This window comes from Modestobacter sp. NPDC049651 (genome assembly GCF_040659695.1).
Lineage (GTDB): Bacteria > Actinomycetota > Actinomycetes > Mycobacteriales > Geodermatophilaceae > Modestobacter.
Genome location: NZ_JBFAOG010000003.1, coordinates 209,126 through 234,655, shown reverse-complemented (window position 1 = coordinate 234,655; position 25,530 = coordinate 209,126). Strand labels below are relative to the sequence as shown.

Sequence of the window (25,530 nt, the reverse complement as noted above, 5' to 3'; positions counted from 1 at the left end):
AGTACCAGCGCAAGGACCACCTGAGCACCGGCCGACCGCCGAGCGCCGCGCGCTGGTGGCCGACGCGACCGACGACTCCGGGCAGTTCGTGCAGCTGTCGGAGACGGTCCTCGGGCCGCTGGGGCCGGCCCGGGGCACCTCCGGCTCCTACGAGGCGCTGGCCGGCCAGGTGTCGCCGTTCGGCACCCGGGCGCAGGACGACCTCATCGGCGTCAGCGCCGGCTGGCGCTCGGCGTGCTGGTCGCCGGCGAGGTGTGCGGAACGCCGCGACGGTGACCGCGGGTGCCGAGCAGATGGGCGCGTCGATCCGGGAGACCAGCCGGAACGCCGACGAGGCGGCGCGGGCCGGGGAGGCCGGCACGGGCTTCGCGGTGGTCGCCGACGAGGTCGAGGAGCTGGCGCAGGAGACGGCGACGGCGACCGAGGACATCGCCCGCCGGGTGGAGGCGATCGAGGGCGGCACCTCGTCCGCGGTCCACGCGATCGGCCGGACCAGCGGCGTCATCGGGCAGATCGACGACGTACAGCTGACCGTCCCCAGCGCGGTGGAGGAGCAGACCGCGACCACCGACGAGATGTCGCGCTCGGTGCAGGAGACCGCCGGCGGCTCCGAGTCGACATGGCGCCATTCCGGAATGGTCGTCGCGCCATTTTCGGAAATGGCGGGACACGCATTCCAGGAACTGCGGACCGGGCGGTCGGGCCGCCACCATGACCGCACAGAAGAGACCCGATCACGTCAGGAGCACCACCGTGAAGTCAGCGCGTCCGTGGACCCGAGTCCGCGACCTCGGCGTCACCACGAAGATCACGCTGGCCGTGGCGGTCGCCGTGCTCGTCGCCGCCGTCGTCGGGGTGGTGGGCCTCACCTCGCTGTCCGCGACGGCCGACCGCACCGAGGACATGTACGCGCAGAACGTCCGGGGCGCCCAGCTCGCCGACGAGATGCGGTTCCAGTTCCTCAACAACCGGTTCGCCTCGACCAACTCGACCTACTCGGCCGACCCCGCGGCCAAGAAGGACTTCCTGGCCCAGCGGGACGCCGCCCGCCAGGAGCTCAAGGACGCCGCCGCCCGGCTGCTGCGCGAGACCGCGCCGACGGCCGCCGCCCGCTCCGCGCTCACCCAGGCGATGACCGACTACGACGCGTACATCGAGGCCGGCGCCCAGCTGGAGGCGCTCGCCGCGGCGGGCAAGACCAACACGCCCGAGTTCACCCAGTTCCGCGCCACCACGGTCACGCCCGCGGGGGCCAAGGTCGTCGACGACCTGCAGGGGCTCTCGGCCCTGCAGGGGAAGATCGCCCAGCAGAGCGCGACCGACGCCCGGGCCGCATACGGCTCGACCCGGCTGGTCCTGCTGCTGGTGGTCGTCCTCGGCGGCCTGCTGGCCCTGGGGCTGGGTGCCCTCACCGCCCGGGCGATCGCCGGCGCGCTCACCCGGGTCCGGCGCTCGGCCGAGCGCCTCGCCGAGGGCGACCTCACCGCGGCGACCGGGATCGACCAGCGGGACGACGTGGGCCGGATGGCCGCCGCCCTCGACAGCGCCCGGGAGAGCCTGCGGGCGCTGGTGACCTCGGTCGTCGGCTCGGCCGACGCGGTCGCGGCCTCCTCGGAGGAGCTGAGCGCCTCGTCGGCGCAGATCTCGGCGTCGGCGGAGGAGACCTCGGCGCAGTCCGGTGTCGTCTCCTCGGCCGCCGAGGAGGTCTCCCGCAACGTCGCGACCGTGGCCGCGGGGGCCGAGCAGATGGGCGCGTCGATCCGGGAGATCAGCCAGAACGCCAACGAGGCCGCCCGGGTGGCCGCTGCCGCGGTGACCGAGGCGCAGTCGACCACCCAGACGATCACCGCGCTGGGCACCAGCTCGCAGGAGATCGGCGCCGTCGTCAAGACCATCACGAGCATCGCCGAGCAGACGAACCTGCTGGCGCTCAACGCCACCATCGAGGCCGCGCGGGCCGGGGAGGCCGGCAAGGGCTTCGCGGTCGTGGCCAACGAGGTCAAGGAGCTGGCCCAGGAGACCGCGCGGGCGACCGAGGACATCGCCCGCAAGGTGGAGGCCATCCAGGCCGACACCGCCAAGGCCGTCTCCGCCATCGGCGGCATCAGCGAGACGATCGGCTCGATCAACGACTTCCAGCTCACCATCGCCAGCGCGGTGGAGGAGCAGACCGCCACCACCAACGAGATGTCCCGGTCGGTGCAGGAGGCCGCGGGCGGGTCCACCGAGATCGCCACCAACATCACCGGCGTCTCCGCGGCGGCCGGCGCCACCACCCAGGCGATGACGCAGAGCCGGGTGGCGGTCGACGAGCTGTCCCGGATGGCCGCCGAGCTGCGCACCACGGTGGGCCGCTTCACCTACTGACCCGGGCCCTTTCCCGGGCGCTCCTCCCCCACGGCCGCCGCACCTCCGGGTGCGGCGGCCGTGCCATTTCCCGCACCATTCCCCGAGTCGACAAAGAAATGTCCGCGAACGGTCACCGACCTTTTTCGGACGCCGTTCTGCGACACGGCCGGAATTGTGCGACGGGGCGGGTCCCGCGTCGACACACTCCTCGTACGCACCACCGGTCACAGCGGCACCACCGGCTGGAAGTGGTGTCCGCGCACGACGAGCACTCGGAGGAAAACGCACCATGAACACTCGTCCCCGCCGGTGGTGGAACTGGTTCACCGACCGCCCCATCGGGCTGAAGCTGGGCGTCGTCCTGGCCGTCCTGGGCGCCGTCGTCCTGGGCACCAACGGGCTGGCCGTCAGCCGGGTCCACGACCTGCGCGACGCGCAGGAGCAGATCTACGCGGAGAACCTCAAGCCGCTCAACGACCTCGCCGCCGTGCAGCGGGCGTGGGCCGCCTACCGCGCCCGCCTGCTGGAGTACGGCGTCTCTGACGCCGCCCGCCGGCAGGAGCTCAAGGGCGAGATGGACGAGAAGCTGGCCGACGTCGACACCGCGCTGGAGGCCTACACCCCGGCCATCGTCGACCAGGAGTCGATGACCGCCTTCGGCACCGCCCGGGACGCGGTGCAGCAGATCGCCTCCACGGCCCTCTTCCCCACCGCCGACCGTGGGGACACCGCCGCCTTCGCCGCCGTGCTGCGGGACCAGCTCAAGGGCCAGTTCACCGTGGTGGCCGACGGGCTCGAGGCCGAGGGCCAGGCCCAGTCGAAGGTCGCCGCCTCGCGCAACGCCGCCAGCGAGGAGGAGACGAGCAGGACCGTCACCCTGCTGCTGTCGATCGCCGCCGCCTCGATCCTGGTGGCCGGCGCGCTCGGGCTGCTGGTGGTCCGCCGGATCACCAGCACGGTCCGCTCGGTCCAGGCCGCCGTCCAGGCCCTGGCCCGGGGTGACCTCACCGTCACCCCGGAGGCCCGCGACCACGACGAGATCGGCCGGATGGCGACCTCGCTGGCCGAGGCCCAGGAGAGCCTCCGTGCGGTCATGGCCACCGTCGTCTCCTCCTCCGACGCCGTCGCCGCCGCCTCGGAGGAGCTGAGCGCCTCCTCGGCGCAGATCTCGGCGTCCGCGGAGGAGACCTCCGCCCAGTCCGGCGTCGTCTCCTCGGCCGCCGAGGAGGTCAGCCGGCACGTCGCGACCGTCGCGGCGGGGGCGGACGAGATGGGCTCGGCCATCCGGGAGATCAGCCAGAGCGTCAACGAGGCCACCCGGGTCGCCGCCCAGGCGGTCACCGAGGCGCAGGCCACCACGGCCACGATCGAGAAGCTGGGCACCAGCTCGCAGGAGATCGGCGCGGTGGTCAAGACGATCACGAGCATCGCCGAGCAGACCAACCTGCTGGCCCTGAACGCCACCATCGAGGCCGCGCGGGCCGGGGAGGCCGGCAAGGGCTTCGCGGTGGTCGCCAACGAGGTCAAGGAGCTGGCGCAGGAGACCGCGCGGGCCACCGAGGACATCGCGCGGCGGGTCGAGGCCATCCAGGCCGACACGACCCGGGCCATCGAGGCGATCGGCGGCATCTCCGGCGTCATCGGCTCGATCAACGACTTCCAGCTGACCATCGCCAGCGCCGTCGAGGAGCAGACCGCCACCACCAACGAGATGTCGCGCTCGGTGCAGGAGGCCGCGGGCGGCTCCACCGAGATCGCCACCAACATCGTCGGCGTCTCGACCGCGGCCGGTGCCACCACCCAGGCGCTGTCCCAGACCCGGCTGGCCGTCGACGAGCTGTCCCGGATGGCGTCGGACCTCCGCGGCACCGTGGGCCGCTTCTCCTTCTGAGCCCCCGCACTGCTCACCCCGCACCCCACGCACGAGGAGAGAGAACCGACATGTCCGACCTGACCGCACGGAGCACCACGCGGCGCTGGTGGCGGGACCGGGGGATCGGCACCCGGATCGCCGCGCTGGCCGCCGTGGTGATGGCCGGGCTGCTGCTGGTCAGCGGCACCGCCCTGTACTCCCAGCAGCGGTCCAGCGCGATGGACCGGGACATCGACGCCGCCGTCGACGTCCAGCACGACGTGCTCGAGGCCAAGTACCAGCTGCTGTGGGCGACCAACTGGCAGAACATCACCGCGTGGAAGAGCCGCGTGGACGGCGGCGCGACGGCGGCCGACCCGGCCGGTGACAACGTCAAGACCTACCGGGCCGCCGCCGCCGAGTTCGAGAAGCTGTTCACGATCGACCGCAGCCTGCTCAGCGCGAAGGGCCGCGCGAGCCTCGACGTCGTCGAGCAGCAGTGGCCGAAGATGGCGCAGTTCAACGAGCAGATCTTCCAGCTGTGGCAGGCCGGCCGGCTCGACGAGGGCGACGCGGTCTCCACCGGCGACAAGTGGGACATCTACTACGTGCTGGACGGCGGGATGAACGACCTCGTCGCGTCGGTCGACACCCGGGTGCAGCAGCTGCGCAGCGACAGCGACCACCTCGAGCAGGTCACCCGGCTGGCCACCGTGCTGGTGGCGGTCGTCGTCCTGGCGCTCGGCATCGCGCTGTCGTGGTTCATCTCCCGCGGGATCGTCCGCGGCGTGCGCCAGGTGCGCGACGGGCTGCAGGTCATGGCGGCCGGGGACGTCACGGTGCGGGTGCCGGTGACCGGCGACGACGAGGTGGGCCAGATGGCCCGGGCGCTCAACGAGGCCGCCGGCAGCATCGGCCGGACCCTCGCGGGGATCGCGGAGTCGGCGGACGCCGTGGCGGCGTCGTCGGAGGAGCTGTCGGCGTCCTCGGCGCAGATCTCGGCGTCGGCGGAGGAGACCTCGGCGCAGTCCGGCGTCGTGTCCTCGGCGGCGGAGGAGGTGTCGCGGAACGTGGCCACGGTGGCCGCGGGTGCCGAGCAGATGGGTGCCTCGATCCGGGAGATCTCCCAGAACGCCAACGAGGCCGCCCGGGTGGCCGCGGCGGCGGTGACCGAGGCGCAGGACACCACGGCGACGATCGAGAAGCTGGGCACCTCCAGCCAGGAGATCGGCGCCGTCGTCAAGACGATCACGAGCATCGCCGAGCAGACCAACCTGCTGGCGCTGAACGCCACCATCGAGGCGGCCCGGGCCGGGGAGGCCGGCAAGGGCTTCGCGGTGGTCGCCAACGAGGTCAAGGAGCTGGCGCAGGAGACGGCCAAGGCGACCGAGGACATCGCACGGAAGGTGGAGGCCATCCAGGCCGACACCGCGAGGGCGGTGGCGGCGATCGGCGGGATCAGCGAGACGATCGGCAGCATCAACGACTTCCAGCTGACCATCGCCAGCGCGGTGGAGGAGCAGACCGCGACGACGAACGAGATGAGCCGGTCGGTGCAGGAGGCCGCCGGCGGGTCGACGGAGATCGCGCAGAACATCACCGGTGTCTCCACCGCAGCCGGGTCGACCACCCAGGCGCTGGCGCAGACGCAGGCCGCCGTCGACGAGCTGTCCCGGATGTCGACCGACCTGCGCGTGGCGGTGGGCCGGTTCACCTACTGATGCTGACGCTGCGTGAGCAGTGACTGACGGATCGGCGTGAACGCGCGGCCGTCACCCGATCGCGGTCCGCCGCCCGGGTGACGGCCGCGTGGCGCTTCGGAGCCGGTTTCCCCACGATGGGGAGACCACTTCTCCTGGAGGCGACCCGTGCCCTACTCCCTGGTCAGCGCTGCGACGCTGGGCTTCGACCTGGTCCGCCTGCCCGCCGGCGGGCAGGTCGCCGACGTGCTGCTGACCGGCCTGGGCGCCGACGTCCCCACCCTGCAGCGGCTGGCGGCCGCGCACCGCGGCCACGGCCGGTCGGCGCACGAGCGGGCCGCGCTCGCCGTCCGCGCCCGCCGCGCCCACGAGCTGGCCGCCGGCGGCGCGCCCCAGCTGCGCAACGTGCCGGCCGAGCTCACCGACGGCGACGCCCGCGCGGCCCGGCTGGCCACCCTCCTCGAGCAGGGGACCATCGGCAACACCCCGGCGCTGGAGCGCCTCGTCCGGGACGACGTCCTCGGCGCCGAGCACGCCGTGGCCGCGGACCTGCACCCGGCCGTGACCGCGGCCGCCGCCGACGTCCTCTCCGACGCCGCCACCGGCTGGTGGGCGGCCGGGGGCCTGGACCCCGCCGTCCGGCGCGAGCTCACCGAGCCCTACACCGCCGCCACCGCGCTGTTCGCCCCGCCGCGCCCCGACCTCGGCCCCGCGACCGAGGGGGTCGGCGAGGTGCTGACCGCCGTCCGCGGGCTGGACGAGGCCGGTTGCCGCCGGTGGCGGATCGCCGTCGACGCGGTGCGCACCCAGCGCCGGCCGTGGGCCGCGGCGATGCACGGCGCCGCCTGGGCCGCGCACGTCTCCGGTCGCACGCGGGTGCTCGCGGCGGCCCAGCTGCTCGCCGTCCAGGCCTTCGCCGAGAGCGGCCTGACCAGCCGCGACGGCGCCGAGGGCGTGTGGAACGCGATCGCCGGCTGCGTGCAGGGCGTGGCCATGGCCGACCTGCTCGACGCCGAGTCGCTCGCCGTCCTCGGCGAGCCGTGGGCGGTCGTCACCGGCCGGCCGCTGCCGACCGGCCAGTAGCCCCCGCGCACGTCCCGCGGCCGCGCGTCCCTCCACCAGACGCGCGCTTTCCTGGCAACTTCCGCCCGGGAAAGCACTCAAGCACGCCCCACCTGCTGCCGATGAGAGTTGTGCACGGCCCGATGGCCGGCAACAACGGCAGCGGGGGAGCGCGTGGAACCGATCAAGGTCATGGTGGTCGACGACTCGGTCGTCGTCCGCAAGATCGTCACCGACGTCCTCTCCGAGGACCCGGCCATCCAGGTCGTCGGCACAGCCGTGAACGGCAAGGTCGCGCTGGGCAAGCTCGAGCAGCTCAAGCCCGACCTGGTCACCATGGACATCGAGATGCCGGAGATGAACGGCATCGAGGCCGTGCGGGCCATCCGCGCCGGCCAGGGCGGGCGCGAGCGCAGCCGCGTCCCGATCATCATGTTCAGCACGCTCACCGAGCGGGGCGCCTCCGCCACCCTGGACGCGCTGTCCGGCGGGGCGAACGACTACGTCACGAAGCCGGCCAACGTCGGCAGCGTCGCGCAGTCCATGGAGAGCGTCCGCCAGCAGCTCATCCCCAAGATCAAGGCCCTCACCGGCCGGCCGCTCACCTCGAGCGCCCCGGCGCCTGCCCCGGTCGCCCCGCGCCCGCCGGCGCCGCGCACCGTCGCCCGGCAGGAGCCGGCCGTCCTGGTGATCGGCTCCTCCACCGGGGGCCCCGAGGCGCTGGCCAAGGTCCTCCCGGCGCTGCCGGCGAACCTGCCGGTGCCGGTGCTGCTCACCCAGCACATGCCGCCGGTGTTCACCCGGCAGTTCGCCCAGCGGCTGGACCGGCTGTGCCCGCTGACCGTCGTCGAGGCGGTCGCCGGCACCCCGCTGGTCCCCGGCACCGTGCACATCGCCCCCGGTGACTGGCACCTGACGGTCGCCGCCGCCGGGCGCAGCAAGCAGACGCACCTGGACCAGGGCCCGCCGGAGAACTTCTGCCGGCCCGCCGTCGACGTGCTGTTCCGCTCGGCGGTCGCCGCCTACGGCGGGGCGGTGCTCGGCGTCGTCCTCACCGGCATGGGCTCCGACGGCAAGGTCGGCGCCGGCCAGATCCGCGAGGCCGGCGGCACCGTGATCGCCCAGGACCAGGCCACCTCGGTGGTGTGGGGCATGCCGGGCGCGGTCACCCAGGCCGGCTTCGCCGACGAGGTCGTGCCGCTCGACCGGGTCGCCGAGACGATCGTCCGCCACCTGCCCGTCCACCGGCCGACAGCCGGCGTGCTGCCCGGCGTCCGGGCCCGCGTGACCACCGGAGGTCTCCGATGACGCTCACCGCGACGAGCTTCGACTGGGTGCGCCAGCTGGTGCACCGGGAGAGCGCGATCGTCCTCCAGCCCGGCAAGGAGTACCTCGTCGAGGCGCGCCTGCTGCCGATGGCCCAGCAGCTGGGCCTGCCCGGCGTCAGCGAGCTGGTCGAGTCGGTGCGCAGCCGGCCCGACGCCGCCAGCACCCGCCGGATCGTCGAGGCGCTGACCACCAACGAGACCTCCTGGTTCCGCGACGGCGACCCGTTCACCGCGCTGACCGGCACGGTGCTGCCCTCGCTGCTGTCCGCCCGCGGGCCGCACGAGCGGATCAACATCTGGTCGGCCGCCTGCTCCAGCGGGCAGGAGCCGTACACCATCGCGATGCTGCTGGCCGACGCGCTGCCCGACGCCGCCACCCGGGTGTCGATCACCGCGACGGACCTGTCGCGGGAGATGGTCGAGCGCACCCGGGCCGGCCGGTTCAGCCAGCTGGAGATCAACCGCGGCATGCCCGCGGCGATGCTCGTCCGGCACTTCACCCGGGCCGGCAACGAGTGGGAGATCTCGCCGACGCTGCGCCGCATGGTGCAGGCCAGCGAGTGCAACCTCGCGACGCCGTTCCCCCGCCTGGGGCCGTTCGACGTCGTCTACCTGCGCAACGTCCTCATCTACTTCGACCTGGCGACCAAGCAGGGGATCCTGCAGCGCGTCCGCCAGATCATGCGCCCGGACGGCTGGCTGTTCCTGGGCGCTGCCGAGACCACCCTCGGTGTCGACGACAACTGGGAGCGGGTCGTCGTCGGCCGCGGCTCCGCCTACCGCCCGCGGAAGGGGTCCTGACCATGCGAGCGCTCGTGATCGACGACTCCCGCGCCATGAGGCGCATCGTCGGTTCCATCCTGACCGACCTCGGCTTCGAGGTCCGAGAAGCGGGGGACGGACGCCAGGCCCTCGACGTGCTGGAGGAGGGGTACGTCCCCGACCTCTGCTGCATCGACTGGAACATGCCGGTGATGGACGGGCTGCAGTTCGTCTTCGCCGTGCGGGCCAACCCGGCCTACCGGCAGGTGACGCTGATGATGGTCACCACCGAGAGCGAGACCGGCCAGATCGTCAAGGCGCTGGCCGCCGGGGCCCACGAGTACCTGATCAAGCCGTTCACCGCCGACGCGATGCGCGACAAGCTCGCCATGCTCGGCCTGCTCACGGAAGGGCTGCCCGCATGACCGCCGCGCAGACCGCGCAGCCGATCACCGCGCTGCTGGAGACGTCGACGGTGCAGGCCATCGCCGACGAGGTGTGGCCGACCCTGGTCGGCGACGGCGAGGCCTTCGTCCCCGTGCCGGTGCCCCCGCCGGCCGAGGTCGTCAGCGCCTGGGTCGACATCACCGGGCCGTGGACCGGCTCGGTCGTGGTGACCTGCGCGCCGGCCACCGCCGAGGCGCTCACCCAGAGCGTCCTCATGTTCCACCCGCCGGCCGACGTGGACGCGGAGGACGTCAAGGACGCCCTCGGCGAGCTCGCCAACGTGCTCGGCGGCAACATCAAGAGCGTCCTGCCGGGTGAGTCCCGGCTGGGCCTCCCCCAGATCGGGTCCGCGCCGGCCACCGGCCGGCTGGACGACGTCTGCCGCGTCGCCGGCCAGTGGCGCGGTCAGTTCCTGACCATCACCGTGCAGGGGACCGCCGTGGCCCCGCACGCCGAGCGGAACGAGGAGAAGCCGCTGTGAAGATCCTGGTGACCGACGACAGCCGCGTCATGCGGCAGATCGTCATCCGCACCCTGCGCCAGGCGGGCTACGACGACCACGACATCGTCGAGGCCGAGGACGGCGCCCAGTGCCTGGCGAAGGTGGGCTCGGAGTCCCCCGACCTGGTCCTGTCCGACTGGAACATGCCGAACATGACCGGCATCGAGTGCCTGCAGGCGCTGCGCGCGTCGGGCTCGCAGGTGCCCTTCGGCTTCGTGACCTCGGAGGGCTCCCCGGAGATGCGGGAGAAGGCGGCCAACGCCGGCGCCCTGTTCCTCATCGCCAAGCCGTTCAACGAGGACACCTTCAAGGACGCGCTGGACGGGGTGATCGCGTGACCGCCGTGGTCCCCGCGCCGCTCCCGACCGCCAAGGACGTCCGCGACCTGTTCGAGGGCCTCTTCGGCAAGGACGTCGTGGTCTCCCCCGGCGAGCCGGTCTCGCTGAACGACAAGCCCGCCGTCGCCGTGTACGTCGACCCGACCATGGCGACCACCGCCCTGGTCCTGGTCGACCTGCGGCTGGGTGCCTGGCTCGCCGGCGCGCTGGCCCTGCTGCCCAAGGGCGGGCTGGAGGACGCCATCGACGAGGGCGAGCTCTACCCGATGCACCTCGAGGCCCTGTACGAGGTCGTGAACATCGCCGCGTCGATGTTCAACGGCGAGGGCGTCAACCACTCGAAGCTGCACCAGCTGATCGCCCCGGGCGACGCCGTGCCGGGCGACATCGCCGGGCTGGCCGCCGCCTTCAACCGCATCGACCTGCGGGTCGACGTGGCGGGCTACGGCTCGGGCGACCTGTCCGTCGTGCTGGCGCACTGACGGTCCCACCGCTCGACCGCTCGACCCCCGGGACCCGGGGAGCCACCACGGTGGCTCCCCGGGTCCCGTCGCGTCCGGCTCCTGGACCTGCGGACCGCCGCTCCCGGCGGGAAGATCACCGCGCACGCACACCGAGCGCACAGGAGCTGTCATGGCCACTGGGAGCACCCCCGCCGCCGACGCCGGGCACGACGCCGGCACGCCACCGGCGCGACAGCACCGGGACCGCACCCACTGGCTGTACCCGGCGGTGGTCGTCGCCGTCGCGCTGGGCATCGGCGTCGGCCTGCTCTTCCCGGACTTCGCGACGGACCTCAAGTGGATCGGCGACGCCTTCGTCGCGCTGATCAAGATGCTCATCGCCCCGGTCATCTTCTGCACGATCGTGCTGGGCATCGGCTCGATCCGGCAGGCGGCCCAGGTGGGCCGGGTCGGCGGCATCGCGCTGGCCTGGTTCCTGCTCATGTCGACCGTCGCGCTGGCGATCGGGCTGGTCATCGGCAACGTCATCCACCCCGGCGACGGCCTCCAGCTCACCGACGAGCTGCGCAGCAGCGGCGAGCGGTACGCCGGTGAGGCCGAGTCCGAGGGCGGCTTCAGCGGCTTCGTGCTGAGCCTGATCCCCACCACGCTGCTGTCCGCGCTCACCTCCGGCTCGGTGCTGCAGGCGCTGCTGGTCGCCCTGCTGGTCGGCTTCGCCGTCCAGGCCATGGGGACGGCGGGCGAGCCGGTGCTCCGCGGGATCGGCCACCTGCAGAAGCTGGTGTTCCGCGTGCTCGCGATGGTCATGTGGCTCGCCCCGGTGGGTGCCTTCGGCGCGATCGCGGCCGTGGTCGGGGCCACCGGCGCCGACGCGCTGACCAGCCTGCTGGTGCTGATGCTCAGCTTCTACGCGACGTGCATCGTGTTCGTCCTCGTGGTGCTGGGGCTGGTGCTGTGGTTCGCCGCCCGGGTCAACGTGCTGCAGCTGCTGCGGTACCTGGGCAAGGAGTTCCTGCTCATCGTCTCGACGTCCTCGTCGGAGACCGCGCTGCCGCGGCTGATCGCCAAGATGGAGCACGTCGGCGTGAGCCGGCCGGTGGCCGGCATCGTCGTGCCGACGGGGTACTCGTTCAACCTCGACGGCACTGCGATCTACCTGACGATGGCCTCGCTGTTCATCGCCGAGGCGCTCGGTGAGCCGCTGTCGCTCGGCGCGCAGATCGGCCTGCTGGTGTTCATGGTGGTCGCGTCCAAGGGCGCGGCCGGCGTCACCGGGGCGGGGCTGGCCACCCTCGCCGGCGGCCTGTCCTCGCACCGCCCCGAGCTGCTGGACGGCGTCGGCTTCATCGTCGGCATCGACCGGTTCATGTCCGAGGCCCGCGCGCTGACCAACTTCGCCGGCAACGCCATCGCCACCGTGCTGGTCGCGAACTGGACCCACGAGCTCGACCGCGACCAGCTCACCGAGGTGCTCGCCGGCCGGCGGCCGTTCGACGAGGCCACGCTGCTGGAGTCCGACGCGCACGGCGAGCGGCGCGACGGCGAGGTGCCGGCCGAGGAGGCCCAGTCGGAGCAGCGCGACCTGGCCGCCCGCCCGGTCCGCTGAGCACGACCCGGCCGCCCGCGTCACCCGTCCGGGCGACCGGCGCCGGGCCGCAGGAGCGCGGTTGTGGGGCAGGTGCCCCCCGATGAGGCACAGTGGTGCCATGACAGGGGTGGGCGCTGCGCCCGGCGACCTGCTCCTGCAGGCCGTCGAGGGCATGCAGCGGCCGCTCTTCGTCCTCGACGCCGACTGGCGGTTCAGCTACATCAACCGGGCCGGCGCCGAGGTGCTCGGCCGCCGGGTCGAGGAGCTGCTGACCCGCGTCGTCTGGGACGAGTTCCCCGAGGCGGTCGGCAGCCCGTTCTCCGAGCACTACGAGCGCGTGGTCGCCACCGGCGAGCCGGCGAGCTTCGAGGCGTGGTTCGAGCCGCTGCGCACCTGGTTCCAGGTCGACGCCTTCCGCACCGACGCCGGGCTGGTCGTCACCTACGACGACGTCACCCGCCGCCGCCAGGTGGAGCAGTCCCGGGTCGACGCGGTCGCCGCCCGGGAGGAGGAGGCGGCCCGCGCCGCCGAGTCCGCTGCGGCCGCCGAGCTGGCCGGCCGGCACCTGATGCTGCTCGGCGACATCAACATCGCCATGACGTCGACCACCGACACCGACGAGGCCGTGCAGCGGTTCGCCGAGCTCGTGGTGCCGCTGCTCGCCGACTGGTGCCTGGTCAGCGTCGTCGACGAGGGCGGCCGGCGTCGCGACGTCGGGCTGGCGCACCGCGACCCCGCCCAGCTGCCGCTGGCCCGCGACTACGCCCGCCTGCGCCCGCACACCAACCGCCCCAACGCCCCGGTGAACACCGCGCTGCGCGAGGGCCGGCCGGTCGTCCTGCAAGACCTCACCGACGAGGTCATCGCCACGATGACCACCGAGGCGGCACGCGAGCCGCTGCGGCACCTGCGGCCGTCGTCGGTCGCGGCGTTCCCGCTGCTGGCCCGCGGCGAGCTGTTCGGTGTCATCACGCTGGTGCACGGCGCCGACCGCGGCCCGTTCACCGACGCGGAGCTGCGCACCGGGGAGGTCGCCTCGCGCCGGGCGGCGCTCGCCCTGGACAACGCCCGGCTGGCCGCCGCGCAGAGCCGGGTGGCCGAGCGGCTGCAGCGCAGCCTGCTGTCCGCGCCGGTGCAGCCCGACCACCTCGAGCTGGCGGTGCGCTACCTGCCGGCCACCGCGGGCATCGCCATCGGCGGCGACTGGTACGACGCCTTCCTGCAGCCCGACGGCAGCACCGTGCTGGTGATCGGCGACGTGATGGGCCACGACCTCGAGGCCGCCGCGACGATGGGCCAGCTCAAGACGCTGGTCCGGGCCATCGCCTACGACCGGCAGGAGGCGCCCGCCGACGTGCTGCGCCGGGTCGACCTGGCCGTCGTCGGCCTGGGCGTGCAGAACCTGGCCACCGCGATGGTCGCGCGGGTGGAGCAGGACGAGCAGCAGCGGGCGCGCGGCGTCCGCCAGCTGCGCTGGTCGTCGGCCGGCCACCCGATGCCGGTGCTGCTGCTGGCCGACGGCACGGTGGTCGACCTCGCCGCCCCGGTGGGCCCGCCGCTGGGCATCGGCGGCACGTCGGAGCGGGCCGACGGGCTGGTGGAGATGCCGGCCGGCAGCACGCTGCTGATGTTCACCGACGGGCTGTTCGAGCGGCGGGCGTCGGACCTGGACGCCGGCCGGGAGCGGCTGCGGCGGGCGCTCGCCGGCCTGGTCGACCGGCCGCTGGAGGCGCTGTGCGACGGGCTGCTCGCCGAGCTGCTCGCCGAGGGCGCCGAGGACGACGTCGCCGTGCTGGCGGTGCGGGCGCACCCGGTCGACGCCCCGCGCCCGGCCGAGGCGGGCCCGGAGCGGGTGCCCGCGCGGGTGCCCGCGACCAGCTGACCGCCGGTCAGCGACCCCGGTCGGCCGCGGTCCGCACCGCGTCGGCGACCTCGGCGACCGCGCTGGCGGCCCACAGCACCGACCAGTGGTCGGTGCCGGGCACCTCGCGTGCGGTCACGTGCGCGCCGTCCAGGCCCAGCCGGCTCAGCCGGACCTCGTCGTAGAACCCGGGTGCCTCGCTCTGCGGGCCGCGCGGGGCCCACAGCAGCGTGGCCGGCACCGGCAGGTCGGTGGTCGCCTCCAGCACCAGCTCGTTGTCCAGCAGGTCCGCGCCGTCGAGCCGCACCGCCTCCGGGTGGACGCCGCTGCGCAGCTGGGGCGGGGTGCCGGTGAGGTCGCGGGCGACGAACGCGGTGACCGCCGGCTCGTCGACCCACGGCCCCACGGCCGGGTGCCCGGACCAGTAGGCCCGGACGGCGCCCTCGTCGGCGAAGGTGGCCGACAGCCGGTCCAGCTCCGTGCCGAACACGGCGGCGAGCGCGTCGTCGACGTCCGCGGCCGGCGGGACGGCGAGCGGCAGGCCGCCGTCGACGAAGACCAGGCCGTGCACCAGGTCGCGGGCCTCGCCGGCGGTGGCGAGCGCCGCGACGAAGGCGCCCATGCCGTGACCGGCCAGCACGGTCGCGTCGGCGCCGCCCTCGCGGTCGGCCCCGAAGCGCTCCAGCAGCGCGGTGACGTCGGCGGCGTGCACGGACAACCCGTAGGGCCCCGGCACGTCGGCGCTGCCGCCCCGGCCGCGCAGGTCCAGCGCCACGACCTCGCACCCGCCGGCCAGCGCCCCGGCCACCCGGGCCCACACCAGGGCGTTGCCGGTGATGTCGTGCAGCAGCACCACCAGCGGCGCGCCGGGGGCGTCGGCGGCCCAGTAGAGGGCGGCGAGCTCCCCGCCGTCGACGGGGACGCGGATCTCCTCGGGGGCACGGACGTCGCTCGGCGTGGTCACGGGGGCAGTCTGCCCACGAGCCCCCGCGTTCATTCGGCGTGGCTGAGCAGGTACCGGCCGAAGTGCGGGACGGTGAAGGCGATCTGCCCGCGCTCGGCGGAGTAGACCAGCCCCTTCTTGATCAGCGAGTCGCGGGCGGGGGAGAGGGACGCCGGCTTGCGGCCCAGCGTCGCGGCCACCTCCGCGGTGGCGACCGGGCTGCCCTGCGGCCCGCCGAGCTCGGCCATCGCGTGCATGTACTCCCGCTCGGCGGGGGTGGCCCGGTCGTACCGGGAGCCGAAGAAGCCCACGGCCAGCTCTGCCTCGGCGGCCGGCGCGGCCATCGCGACGTCCGCCGCGGTGATGGGGGAGGAGGCGGCGACGTCCCAGGTGACCTTCCCGTAGGCCTGCACGAAGTACGGGTAGCCGTCGGCGGCGTCGTAGAGGGCGTCCAGCGCGGCCGGCTCGAAGGTGACGTCCTCCCGCTCGGCCGGGGCGAGCAGCGCCCGGTCGGCGGCCGGGCGGTCCAGCCGGTCGATGCGCAGGTAGCGGAACAGCCGCTCGGAGTAGCTCTTGGACGCCGACAGCACCGCCGGCAGGTGGGGGAGCCCGGCGCCGACGACGATCAGCGGCGCGCCCTGCTGGGAGAGCTCGTGGCAGGCCGCGCAGATCGCCGAGACGTCCTGCGGCTGCACGTCCTGCATCTCGTCGATGAACAGCGCCACGCCCTTGCCGACGTCGGCGGCCAGCCCCGCGGCGTCGCTGAGCAGCTCGACCAGGTCGATCTCCATGTCCCCGGAGTCGGCGCGGCCGCTGCCGGCGGGCACGTCGATGCCCGGCTGCCAGCGGTCGCGCACCTTGGCCGGGCCGTCCGACCCGCCCGCCCCCCGCAGCGCGAACGCCTTGACCACGCCCAGCACGGTGTCCATCGACTCCTGGTCGGGGTGCCGCAGCTCGCGCAGCGCCATGTGCAGTGCGGAGGAGACCGGACGGCGCAGCGACTGGTCGGGGCGGGCCTCGATCTTGCCGGTGCCCCAGCCGCGGTTGATCGCGGCGGAGCGCAGCTGGTTGAGCAGCACGGTCTTGCCCACGCCGCGCAGCCCGGTGAGCACCAGGGAGCGCTCGGGGCGGCCGTGCGCGATCCGCTCGAGGACCACGTCGAACGCCGACAGCTCGGTGTCGCGGCCGGCGAGCTCGGGCGGGCGCTGGCCGGCGCCGGGGGCGTACGGGTTCCGGACGGGGTCCATGTCGAGCAGGGTATGGGGTCGTCTAGTTGTGTCGGTAGACATGCGTAGAACAGGGCATGCGTCGTCGACGCGAGGGCCATCTGCGGCCGTCTAGCGCGATGGCTAGACAGGTCCAGACGGTCATCGACGATCGGGTCCGCCGACCGTCGTCCCTCGCGGTGACCGGAACGCTAGCACGATCGTCGAACGTGTGTTCGAATGGGCGAGCAGCCACAGCAGCGATCGCGAGGTCCGTCTGCGGCTCTCTTTGCTCTGCCCTAGAGAGCGCTAGATCGAGCTCGACTCCGGGGACGGCCGCGACCGGTGGCGACGCCGCCAGGGACGCAGCACGAGCAGGGCGACGAGCGCCAGGGCCAGCGGGACGAGGCTGGCCAGCAGCCCCAGCCCGCCCCCGGGCCCAGTGGTCCCGACCGTCGCGCCCACCGTGACGTGCAGCAGGGTGCCCGGCGCCAGCCCCACCGCCGAACCGAGGAGGTACCTGCCCGGCCGGATCCCGGACAGCCCGCTGGCGTAGCTGATCAGGGTGAACGGGATGACGGGGACCAGCCGCCCGCTCAGCACCGCCAGCGCGCCGCGCTCGGCGAGCAGGGCGTCGGCCCGCGCCAGGCGGGGCCCGGCCAGCCGGGTCACGGTCTCGCGCCCCAGCCAGCGCGCCGACCAGAAGCCGGCCAGGGCGCCGAGCACGCCGCTGCTGAGCGCCAGGGCGAGGCCGCCCCAGAGGCCCGCGACGACGCCGGCCAGCAGGGAGACCGCGGCCCGCGGCACGGGGGCCAGCGTGATCAGCGACATGCCCACCAGCAGCCCGGCCCAGCCGGCCGGGCCACTGCGGTCGAGCCAGGAGCGCACGGCACCGATCGAGGGGACGCCGACCAGGAGGGCGACGAGACCTCCCGCGGCGACCAGGAGCACCAGCACCAGGCTGCGCAGCACCGCGCGGCGGGGGAGCCGCCGCAGCCGGGCGGTCCAGCCGGGTGACGGGCGGCTGGCGGCCGCTCCAGGCGTCGGCGTCTCGGGCATCGCGCTCCAGTGTGCGGACGGCCGGCCGGTCAGGACGACGCCGCACGGGGTGGTGGTGCTCGAGAGGGGGACGAGGCGCGGGTGGCCGGGTACGCAACGCCCCGCCGACGGGCGACGTCGACGGGGCGCGCGATGGCCGGCCCGTCAGCCGCCTCTCGGCGAGGAGTCGCTCGCAGCGACGGAGGGGTGGAGCCCGGGGGTCTGCCCGGGCCGGCACGTCGTACAAGCCGGCGGGAGGCGGAGGACTTCCGGGGAACGGCTGTGGCGCTGGTCGCCTCATGGGTCGTCTGCGCCCGTCTAGCGCCGACGCAAGATCTTGCTAGATGCGGGGAGAGACGCCTGCGGACAGGTGCGGCCGCTAGCGTGCCCGCCGTGAAGGCCATCCTGAAGTTCGCGCTCCGCGTGGTCGTCCTGGCAGTGATCATCTACTTCGTCACCCGGCTGGTGAACGGCATCACGGTCGACACCGCCGGGGGCCGGTACGGCGAGGCCGGCACGTACCTGTGGGTGGCGCTGCTCTTCGCCGTCGTCAACTCGGTGCTCGGCCCGGTGCTGCGGCTGCTCTCGCTGCCCTTCGTCGTGCTCACGCTCGGGTTGTTCCTGCTGGTGGTGAACGCGGCGCTGCTGGGCATCACCGCGGCGCTGTCCGACCGGCTGCAGGTCGACGGGCTGTGGCCGGCGGTGGCCGGCGGGTTCCTGATCGCGCTGTTCAGCTGGATCGCCGAGCTGGTGCTGCCGCTGGAGGTCAACGGCCGCCGCTGAGCCGCGCGGCGGCGCGCCACGCGGACGCGCTGCTGCGCGTGACGGCGGTCTCCCCGGCGGCTAGCGTGGCCGGACATGGTCCGCCCCGGTTCCGTCTCCGACCGCCCCGATGCCGACCACCCTGCGGAGCCCGGTCCGGACCCGGTCGACCGGCTCGACGACATGGCCTCGCTGGAGGCCGCGGAGGACGAGAAGAACCGGCTGCTGGACCGCGCAGCGGCCACCGCCCGCGACCGGCTGGACGCCGACCTGCCCGCCGGCTGCGGCGCTGCGGACCTGCCGGCGCTGCTGCACCGGTTCTGGTCCGGGGAGCCCGCGGGCGAGGTGGTCGGCCGCGAGCCGGAGGCGCTGGCCGCGCTGGCCCTGGACCACGTGCGGCTGGCGGGGGAGCGGCCGGCGGGCACCGCCGTCCTCGACCTGCACCGCCGTCCCGACGGGTCGTCGGTCGTGCGGGTGGTCGTCGACGACATGCCCTTCCTGGTCGACTCGGTCACCGCCGAGGTGGTGCGGCAGGGCCTGGACACCGGCCACGTCGTCCACCCGGTCGTCGTCGTCCGCCGGGACGCGGCGGGGCGGCTGACCGCGTTCTGCGACAGCGCGGACGCCGGGGCGTGCGGCGCGGACGCGCTGGCCGAGTCGTGGATGGCCGTGGAGCTGGTCGGCTCGGTCGACGACGAGGCGGCCGGTGACCTGCTGGCCGGGCTGCGCACCGTGCTGGACGACGTCCGGTCGGTGACCGAGGACTCCGCCGCGCTCGCCGCCCGGGCCCTGGAGCTCGCCGCCGCGCTGGACGCGCTGCCGGCCGCGCCGGACGCCGACCGGCCCGGTGAGGACCCGGCCGAGGCCGCCGCGCTGCTGCGCTGGCTGGTCGACGGCAACTTCGTCTTCCTCGGGGCCCGCGCCGTCGAGCTGGTGACCGGCCCGGACGGCCGCCCCGGCACCCGGCTGGTGCGCGGCACCGAGCTCGGGGTGCTGCGCCGCTCGCGGGACCGGGTGACCTCGGTGGCCCCGCCGGCGCTGGCCGACCCGGCGGTGCTCGGCGACGCGCGGGTGCTGGTGACCAAGGGCGACGCCCGCTCCACCGTGCACCGGCCGGCCTGGCTGGACCTCGTCGTCGTGACGCTGCCGGCGGGTGGGGCGGCTCGGGGTGCGGACCGGCCCCGCCAGCACCTGCTGGTGGGGCTCTTCCCCGGCAGCTCGTTCACCAGCAGCGTGCGCGAGGTGCCGCTGGTGCGGCGCACCGCGGACTCCGTGCTCGAGCGCTCCGGCGTGCCGGCCGACAGCCACACCGGCAAGGAGCTGCTGGGGGTGCTGGAGGCCTACCCGCGCGACGAGCTGCTGCAGGTCGACGTCGACGAGCTGTTCCCGGTGGCGCTGGCCGTGCTGCACCTGCGCGAGCGCCGGCAGACCCGGCTGTTCCTCCGCCGCGACCCGTACGGCCGGTTCTTCTCCGCGCTGGTCTACCTGCCGCGCGACCGGTACACCACGCACGTCCGGCTGGCGATGCAGCAGCTGCTGCTGGAGCACCTGGGCGGCACCAGCCTGGACTACACGGTGCGCTCCACCGAGTCGGTGCTCACCCGGCTGCACGTGGTCGTGCGGGTGCCGGTGAGCCGGCGCAGCGGCGCGGCCCTGCCGGAGGTCGACGTCCCCGCGCTGGAGGCCGCCCTGGCCGGCGCCGCCCGCAGCTGGACCGACGACCTGGGCGACGCCCTGGCCACCCGCCACGGCGCGGACGCCCCGCGGGTGCTGTCCCGGGTGGCCGACGCCTTCCCGGCGTCCTACCAGGAGGACTTCCCCGCCGGGACGGCCGTCGAGGACCTGGACCGGCTGGACCGGCTGGCACCGGGCGCGCTGGACCTCCGGCTGTGGACGCCGCGCGGCGGCGCGCCGGACGAGCGCCGGCTCACCGTCTACCGGGTGGGGCAGCGGCTGCTGCTCTCGGACGTGCTGCCGGTGCTGCAGCACATGGGCGTGGACGTCGTCGACGAGCGGCCGTACGAGATCGACCGGATCGGCGCCCCGCTGGCCTGGGTGTACGACTTCGGGCTGGCCGCGCCGGACGTCGAGGTGCCCTTCCCCGGCAGCCTGGCCGAGCGGTTCACCGACGCGATCGCGGCGGTGTGGTCCGGCCGCGCCGAGGACGACGGGCTCAACGCGCTGGTCCTGCTGGCCGGGCTGACCTGGCGCCAGGTGGCCGTGCTGCGCGCCTACGTGCAGTGGCTGCGGCAGGGCAGCCTGCCGTTCGGGGCCGGCTACGTGGAGGAGGTGCTGGCCGCCCACCCGCACGTCGTCGCCCAGCTCGTGTCGCTGTTCGAGACCCGGTTCCACCCCGACCGGGCGGCCCGGCGGGAGACCCGGTCGGCGGCGCTGGTCGAGTCGTTGACGGCGGCGATCGCCCGGGTCGAGACGCTGGACGCCGACCGCGTGCTGTCGGCGCTGCTGGCCGCGGTGCAGGCCACCGTGCGGACCACGGCCTACACGCCCGGGGTGCTCGGCGGCGGCGCCCCGCTGGCGCTGAAGCTGCACCCCGCGACCGTGCCGGACCTGCCCGAGCCGCGGCCGGCCCGCGAGGTGTGGGTGAGCTCGCCGCGGGTGCGCGGCGTGCACCTGCGCTTCGGCGCGGTCGCCCGCGGCGGGCTGCGCTGGAGCGACCGCCCGGAGGACCTGCGCACCGAGGTGCTCGGCCTGGTGAAGGCTCAGACGGTGAAGAACACCGTCATCGTGCCGACCGGCGCCAAGGGCGGCTTCGTCGTCCTGCGGCCCCCGGCGGACGGGGCGTCGCGGGACGAGGTGCTGGCCGAGGGCCAGGCCTGCTACCGGCTGTTCATCGGCGCCCTGCTGTCGATGACCGACAACCTGGTCGAGGGCCAGGTCGTGCCGCCGGAGCGGGTGGTGCGGCACGACGGCGACGACACCTACCTGGTGGTCGCCGCCGACAAGGGGACGGCGACCTTCTCCGACCTGGCCAACGCGGTCGCCACCGAGCGGGGGTTCTGGCTGGGCGACGCGTTCGCCTCCGGCGGGTCGGTGGGCTACGACCACAAGGCCATGGGCATCACCGCCCGCGGCGCCTGGGAGTCGGTGACCCGGCACTTCCGGGAGCTCGGCATCGACGTGCAGAGCCAGGAGGTCACCGTCGTCGGCATCGGCGACATGTCCGGTGACGTGTTCGGCAACGGCATGCTCTTGAGCGAGCACCTGCGGCTGGTGGCGGCCTTCGACCACCGGCACGTGTTCGTCGACCCCGCTCCCGACGCGGCCGCGTCGTACGCCGAGCGGCGCCGGCTGTTCGAGCTGCCCCGCTCGTCGTGGGCCGACTACGACCGGGCGCTGATCAGCCCCGGCGGCGGCGTGTGGCCCCGGACGGCGAAGTCGGTGCCGGTGTCCGAGCCGATGCGCCAGGCCCTGGGCCTGGCCGAGGGGGTGACCGACCTCAGCCCCGCGGAGCTGGTGCGGGCGGTGCTGCTGGCCCCGGTGGACCTGCTGTTCAACGGTGGCATCGGCACCTACGTGAAGGCCGCCACGGAGAGCCACCTGGACGTCGGCGACAAGGCCAACGACGCGGTGCGGGTGGACGGCGGGCAGCTGCGCGTCCGCGTGGTGGGGGAGGGCGGCAACCTCGGGCTCACCCAGCGCGGGCGGGTCGAGTACGCGCTGACCGGGGGGCGGGTGAACACCGACGCCATCGACAACAGCGCCGGAGTCGACACCTCCGACCACGAGGTCAACATCAAGATCGCGCTGAACCGGGTGGTCGACGAGGGCCGGCTGGACGCCGTCGGCCGGGCCCGGCTGCTGGTGGAGATGGCCGACGACGTGGCGGCCAGCGTGCTCGGCGACAACTACGCGCAGAACGCGACGCTGGCGACGGAGACCGCCTCGGCCCGCGGGCTGCTGGACGCGCACGAGCGGTTCATGCGCCACCTGGGCCGCGCCGGCCGGCTGGACCGGGCGGTCGAGGCGCTGCCCGGCGACCGGGCGATCGACGAGCGGCGCCGCGACGGGAACGCGCTCACCTCGCCGGAGCTGTGCGTGCTGCTCGCCTACGCCAAGATCGAGGCGGGCGACGAGCTGCTGCACTCCGGGCTGCCGGACGACCCGGCGCTGGAGGAGCTGCTGTCGGGCTACTTCCCGGCGCCGCTGCGCCGGCGGTTCCCGGCCGCGCTGTCGACGCACCCGCTCCGCCGGGAGATCGTGGCGACCGCGCTGGCCAACCGCGCGGTCAACGTCGCCGGGGTGACCGGGCTGTTCCGGCTGGCCGAGGAGACCGGCGCGCCGCTGCCGGCCGTCGTGCGGGCGCACGCGGTGGCCCGGGCGGTGTTCGACGTCGACCGGCTGTGGGACGCCCCGCGCGAGCTGGACAACCGGGTGCCCGCCGCGACCCAGGTGCAGCTGCGCACCGAGGCGACCCGGCTCGCCGAGCGGGGCACCCGCTGGCTGCTGCGGGTGCCGGAGCTGACCGCGGACCCCGCCCCCGGCATCAACGCCGCGGTCGACCGGTTCGCCGGGCCGGTGGCCGCCGTCCGGGCGGGCCTGCCGGGCTGGCTGCTGGGCGCCGACGCCGAGGCGTACGCCGAGCGGGCGGCGTCGCTGCGGGCCTCCGGGGTGCCGGAGCAGCTGGCGGCGGAGGTGGCCGCGGCGCCGCTGCTGCCGACCGCGCTGGACCTCGCGGTGGTCGCCGAGCGGACCGGGGCGCCGATCGCGCAGGCCGGGCGGGTGTCGCAGTGCCTCGCCGAGCGGCTGGGCCTGGTGCCGCTGCGCGAGCTGGTCACGGGCCTGCCCCGGGACCGCCGCTGGCCGTCGATCGCGCGCACCGCGCTGCGCGACGACCTGGCCGGTGAGCAGGCTGCGCTCACCGCCGACGTGCTGCGGCTGCGGGACGGCGACGACGACCCGGCCGACGAGCTGGTGGGCCGGTGGGCCGACGCCTGGAGCCCGGGGCAGCAGCGGGCCGCCGCGCAGCTGGGCGAGCTGGCCGCGGGGGACCGGCACGAGCTCGCCGAGCTCGTCGTCGCGGTCCGCACGCTGCGCGGGCTGCGCGGGCACTGACGGCGGGGCCGGACGGCGCATGGCGCGCCGTCCGGCGGGGCACCCCGGGGCGGTGAAGACCGTCGTCGTCGCCGCGCTCGGCGGCTTCCTCACCCTGGCCGGCATCGCGCTGCTGGTGCTGCCCGGCCCGGGGTTCGTGCTCATCGCTGCCGGCCTCGCCGTGCTGGCCACCCGCTTCGACTGGGCGCGCAAGCCGCTGGACCAGGCGAAGGAGAAGGCGGCCGAGGGCGTCGACCAGGTGCGCCGCCGGCCGCTGCAGGCGGTGCTCGCGCTGGTGTGCGCGCTGGCCCTGCTCGCGGTCGGGGTCGTCGTGCTGGCCGGCGTCGACCTGCCGTTCGTGAACGCGTTCACGGCGGTCGTGCTGATCCTGTCCGGGCTGTTCCTGCTCGGCACGATCGTCTACGCCCGCGTCACCCGCGGGAAGCCCGACGCCGTGGGGGCCGGCGCGCGCTGACCATTCCGGGGAGTCGACTTGGCCATTCCCGGGTGCGGTCGTCGACCATTCTCGGAAATGCGGCGCGCCGCTCACGGAAATGTGACGCACCACCCTGCACCATTTCTTCGGGGCACACGGAGGTGCCCGGCCCGGACCACCGGGTCCCGCTCAACGGACGAGGACGGGGACTCGCTCCCCTCATCGACCTCAGGTGCGCGACGTCGTCCTTCCCCACTGCGCTCGGCGCACGGCACGACGCTGGTCAGGCGGCGGTCACCGGTCTTCCCCCCGGCGCCCGCCGGCTGCCGGCACCCGCATCGCGCGGCGGTCGCCCGTCCTTCCCCCGGGCGGCCGCCGCGCGGACGCGCGGGCCCGGCCCGGGGGCTCAGCCCAGGTCGGGACGGCGCAGGCCGAACCCGGTCGCCTGCTCGAAGGCGTGCCCGACCTCCAGCACCCGCCGGTCCGCGCGCGGCGCACCGATCACCTGCAGGCCCACCGGCAGCCCGTCGGGCGTGAACCCGCCGGGCACCGACAGCGCCGGGCAGCCGGTGGCCGAGATGACCGTGCAGGAGCGCATCCACTCCAGGTAGTTCTCCTGCGGCACCCCGCCGATCTCGGTCGGGTACTCGAGCTCCACCGGGAAGGGCAGCACCTGCGTGGTGGGCGCCAGCAGGACGTCGTAGCGGCCGAAGAACGACACCACCCGCTCGTACAGCTCGGTGTGCGCCGCCTCCGCCCGGGCGAGGTCCGCGCCGGTCAGCCGGGCGCCCTGCTCGGCGTTCCACCGGATGCTCTCCTTGACCAGGTCCGGGTGCTCCCGCGACCGGTCCAGGTGCGCCTGGGCGAACAGCCACGCGCGGAGCGTGCCGAACACCTCGTCGGCGTCCGAGAGGTCCGGGCAGTCCTCCTCGACGGTGGCACCGAGGCCGGTGAACACGCCGAGCTGCGCCTCGAGCACGGCGGTGACCGCCGGGTCGACCGTCACCCGGCCGCCCAGGTCGGGCGTCCAGGCGACGCGCAGGCCGGTCAGGTCCTCGGGCAGCGGCGCGGCGAACCCCGCACCGGGGGTCTCCAGGCTGATCGGCACCCGGGCGTCGGGACCGGCGATCGCGGACAGCTGCAGCGCCACGTCGGCGACGGTGCGGCCCATCGGCCCCTGCACCGACAGCGTCGACCAGCCCAGCGGCGCGGGCCAGGTGGGCACCCGGCCGGGCGTCGTCCGCAGCCCGACGACGTTGCAGAACGCGGCCGGGTTGCGCAGCGAGCCGCCCATGTCGCTGCCCTCGGCCAGCGGGACCAGGCCCGCGGCCAGCGCGGCGGCCGCGCCACCGGAGGAGCCGCCGGCCGACAGCCCGTGCCGGTACGGGTTGTGCGTGACACCGAAGACCGGGTTGAACGTGTGCGAGCCGGCCGCGAACTCCGGCACGTTGGTCTTGCCCACCCGGACGGCGCCGGCCGCCCGGTACCGGGCCACCACCAGCTCGTCGCGGGCCGGGACGGTGTCCCGGAACAGCGGGGAGCCCCAGGTGGTGCGCATCCCGCCGGTCGCGTGGGTGTCCTTGTGCGCCACCGGCAGGCCGTGCAGCGGACCCACGGGCTCTCCGGCGGCCAGCGCGGCGTCGGCGGCGTCGGCCGCGGCCCGGGCGCCGTCCGGGTCGAGCGTGACGATCGCGTTGAGCGCCGGGCCGACCCGGTCGATCCGGTCCAGGTGCGCCTCGAGCAGCTCGCGCGCGGACACCTCACGGGCCCGCACCAGCGCCGCCAGCTCGGTCGCCGGCCGCAGGCACAGCTCGTCGTCGCTCATGCTGGGACCGTACAAG

Annotated in this window: 19 protein-coding genes and 1 pseudogene; 16 read left to right on the top strand and 4 right to left on the bottom strand. The window is 74.7% G+C overall.

The features are described from left to right. Window positions 1-257 precede the first annotated feature (257 nt). The 13 genes and pseudogenes from AB0J00_RS06660 to AB0J00_RS06600 all read left to right on the top strand — a co-directional run. Window positions 258-611: pseudogene (locus tag AB0J00_RS06660) on the top strand (methyl-accepting chemotaxis protein); the annotation flags it as partial. Window positions 612-753: 142 nt separating this feature from the next. Next, entirely contained in the window at window positions 754-2,367 is a 1,614-nt protein-coding gene (locus AB0J00_RS06655; protein ID WP_357741986.1) for a methyl-accepting chemotaxis protein, read from the top strand. Window positions 2,368-2,638: 271 nt separating this feature from the next. Continuing rightward, entirely contained in the window at window positions 2,639-4,240 is a 1,602-nt protein-coding gene (locus tag AB0J00_RS06650) for a methyl-accepting chemotaxis protein (RefSeq protein ID WP_357741983.1), read from the top strand. A gap of 50 nt (window positions 4,241-4,290) precedes the next feature. Further along, complete coding sequence (locus AB0J00_RS06645; RefSeq protein WP_357741980.1) at window positions 4,291-5,922, top strand: methyl-accepting chemotaxis protein; 1,632 nt, start codon at window positions 4,291-4,293, stop codon at window positions 5,920-5,922. A gap of 147 nt (window positions 5,923-6,069) precedes the next feature. After that, complete coding sequence (locus AB0J00_RS06640; RefSeq protein WP_357741977.1) at window positions 6,070-6,984, top strand: hypothetical protein; 915 nt, start codon at window positions 6,070-6,072, stop codon at window positions 6,982-6,984. Between the two features lie 153 nt (window positions 6,985-7,137). Next, window positions 7,138-8,271 (top strand): chemotaxis response regulator protein-glutamate methylesterase, encoded by a 1,134-nt coding sequence (locus AB0J00_RS06635; RefSeq protein ID WP_357741974.1) that lies wholly within the window; start codon window positions 7,138-7,140, stop codon window positions 8,269-8,271. Then, on the top strand, window positions 8,268-9,092 hold the full coding sequence (locus AB0J00_RS06630; RefSeq protein ID WP_357741971.1) for a CheR family methyltransferase: 825 nt from the start codon (window positions 8,268-8,270) through the stop codon (window positions 9,090-9,092). The genes AB0J00_RS06635 and AB0J00_RS06630 overlap by 4 nt, the downstream gene beginning before the upstream one ends. Window positions 9,093-9,094: 2 nt before the next feature. Continuing rightward, a complete protein-coding gene (locus tag AB0J00_RS06625; protein ID WP_357741968.1) occupies window positions 9,095-9,478 on the top strand; it encodes a response regulator in 384 nt (127 codons plus the stop codon). After that, window positions 9,475-9,981 carry a chemotaxis protein CheX gene (locus AB0J00_RS06620; protein ID WP_357741965.1) on the top strand — a complete coding sequence of 169 codons (507 nt, stop codon included), beginning with the start codon at window positions 9,475-9,477 and terminating at the stop codon, window positions 9,979-9,981. Before AB0J00_RS06625 ends, AB0J00_RS06620 begins: the two co-directional genes overlap by 4 nt. Beyond that, window positions 9,978-10,340 (top strand): response regulator, encoded by a 363-nt coding sequence (locus AB0J00_RS06615; protein ID WP_357741962.1) that lies wholly within the window; start codon window positions 9,978-9,980, stop codon window positions 10,338-10,340. The genes AB0J00_RS06620 and AB0J00_RS06615 overlap by 4 nt, the downstream gene beginning before the upstream one ends. Then, a complete protein-coding gene (locus tag AB0J00_RS06610) occupies window positions 10,337-10,822 on the top strand; it encodes a hypothetical protein (protein WP_357741959.1) in 486 nt (161 codons plus the stop codon). The genes AB0J00_RS06615 and AB0J00_RS06610 overlap by 4 nt, the downstream gene beginning before the upstream one ends. A 151-nt stretch (window positions 10,823-10,973) precedes the next feature. Next, window positions 10,974-12,410: a cation:dicarboxylase symporter family transporter gene (locus AB0J00_RS06605; RefSeq protein WP_357741956.1), complete on the top strand. Its 1,437-nt coding sequence runs from the start codon at window positions 10,974-10,976 to the stop codon at window positions 12,408-12,410. A 100-nt stretch (window positions 12,411-12,510) separates the two neighbouring features. After that, on the top strand, window positions 12,511-14,274 hold the full coding sequence (locus AB0J00_RS06600; protein WP_357741952.1) for a SpoIIE family protein phosphatase: 1,764 nt from the start codon (window positions 12,511-12,513) through the stop codon (window positions 14,272-14,274). A gap of 7 nt (window positions 14,275-14,281) precedes the next feature. On the opposite strand, the gene AB0J00_RS06595 is transcribed toward AB0J00_RS06600, so the two are convergent. From AB0J00_RS06595 to AB0J00_RS06585, 3 genes are all read right to left on the bottom strand, one after another. Next, a complete protein-coding gene (locus AB0J00_RS06595; RefSeq protein WP_357741949.1) occupies window positions 14,282-15,217 on the bottom strand; it encodes an alpha/beta hydrolase in 936 nt (311 codons plus the stop codon). Between the two features lie 29 nt (window positions 15,218-15,246). After that, on the bottom strand, window positions 15,247-16,443 hold the full coding sequence (locus tag AB0J00_RS06590) for an ATP-binding protein (RefSeq protein ID WP_357741946.1): 1,197 nt from the start codon (window positions 16,441-16,443) through the stop codon (window positions 15,247-15,249). A gap of 267 nt (window positions 16,444-16,710) precedes the next feature. Beyond that, window positions 16,711-17,460 (bottom strand): VTT domain-containing protein, encoded by a 750-nt coding sequence (locus AB0J00_RS06585; protein WP_357741944.1) that lies wholly within the window; start codon window positions 17,458-17,460, stop codon window positions 16,711-16,713. 372 nt (window positions 17,461-17,832) lie between these two features. Between AB0J00_RS06585 and AB0J00_RS06580 the strand changes: the two genes are divergently transcribed. The 3 genes from AB0J00_RS06580 to AB0J00_RS06570 all read left to right on the top strand — a co-directional run bounded on the left by AB0J00_RS06580 (window position 17,833) and on the right by AB0J00_RS06570 (window position 23,728). Continuing rightward, window positions 17,833-18,222, top strand: a complete 390-nt coding sequence (locus tag AB0J00_RS06580; protein WP_357741941.1) for a phage holin family protein — start codon at window positions 17,833-17,835, stop codon at window positions 18,220-18,222. A 75-nt stretch (window positions 18,223-18,297) separates the two neighbouring features. Further along, on the top strand, window positions 18,298-23,274 hold the full coding sequence (locus AB0J00_RS06575; protein ID WP_357741938.1) for an NAD-glutamate dehydrogenase: 4,977 nt from the start codon (window positions 18,298-18,300) through the stop codon (window positions 23,272-23,274). A gap of 19 nt (window positions 23,275-23,293) precedes the next feature. Further along, on the top strand, window positions 23,294-23,728 hold the full coding sequence (locus AB0J00_RS06570; RefSeq protein WP_357741935.1) for a PGPGW domain-containing protein: 435 nt from the start codon (window positions 23,294-23,296) through the stop codon (window positions 23,726-23,728). Window positions 23,729-24,095: 367 nt separating this feature from the next. Here AB0J00_RS06570 and AB0J00_RS06565 read toward each other — a convergent pair whose 3' ends face one another. Beyond that, a complete protein-coding gene (locus AB0J00_RS06565; protein WP_357741932.1) occupies window positions 24,096-25,514 on the bottom strand; it encodes an amidase in 1,419 nt (472 codons plus the stop codon). Window positions 25,515-25,530: the final 16 nt, after the last annotated feature.

Excerpts from the sequence above, each read along its gene's own strand:
- AB0J00_RS06650 (WP_357741983.1), top strand. The coding sequence starts at position 2,639 with ATGAACACTCGTCCCCGCCGGTGGTGGAACTGGTTCACCGACCGCCCC.
- AB0J00_RS06645 (WP_357741980.1), top strand. The coding sequence starts at position 4,291 with ATGTCCGACCTGACCGCACGGAGCACCACGCGGCGCTGGTGGCGGGAC.
- AB0J00_RS06630 (WP_357741971.1), top strand. The coding sequence starts at position 8,268 with ATGACGCTCACCGCGACGAGCTTCGACTGGGTGCGCCAGCTGGTGCAC.
- AB0J00_RS06625 (WP_357741968.1), top strand. The coding sequence starts at position 9,095 with ATGCGAGCGCTCGTGATCGACGACTCCCGCGCCATGAGGCGCATCGTC.
- AB0J00_RS06620 (WP_357741965.1), top strand. The coding sequence starts at position 9,475 with ATGACCGCCGCGCAGACCGCGCAGCCGATCACCGCGCTGCTGGAGACG.
- AB0J00_RS06605 (WP_357741956.1), top strand. The coding sequence starts at position 10,974 with ATGGCCACTGGGAGCACCCCCGCCGCCGACGCCGGGCACGACGCCGGC.
- AB0J00_RS06600 (WP_357741952.1), top strand. The coding sequence starts at position 12,511 with ATGACAGGGGTGGGCGCTGCGCCCGGCGACCTGCTCCTGCAGGCCGTC.
- AB0J00_RS06590 (WP_357741946.1), bottom strand. The coding sequence starts at position 16,443 with ATGGACCCCGTCCGGAACCCGTACGCCCCCGGCGCCGGCCAGCGCCCG.
- AB0J00_RS06585 (WP_357741944.1), bottom strand. The coding sequence starts at position 17,460 with ATGCCCGAGACGCCGACGCCTGGAGCGGCCGCCAGCCGCCCGTCACCC.
- AB0J00_RS06575 (WP_357741938.1), top strand. The coding sequence starts at position 18,298 with ATGGTCCGCCCCGGTTCCGTCTCCGACCGCCCCGATGCCGACCACCCT.
- AB0J00_RS06570 (WP_357741935.1), top strand. The coding sequence starts at position 23,294 with ATGGCGCGCCGTCCGGCGGGGCACCCCGGGGCGGTGAAGACCGTCGTC.
- AB0J00_RS06565 (WP_357741932.1), bottom strand. The coding sequence starts at position 25,514 with ATGAGCGACGACGAGCTGTGCCTGCGGCCGGCGACCGAGCTGGCGGCG.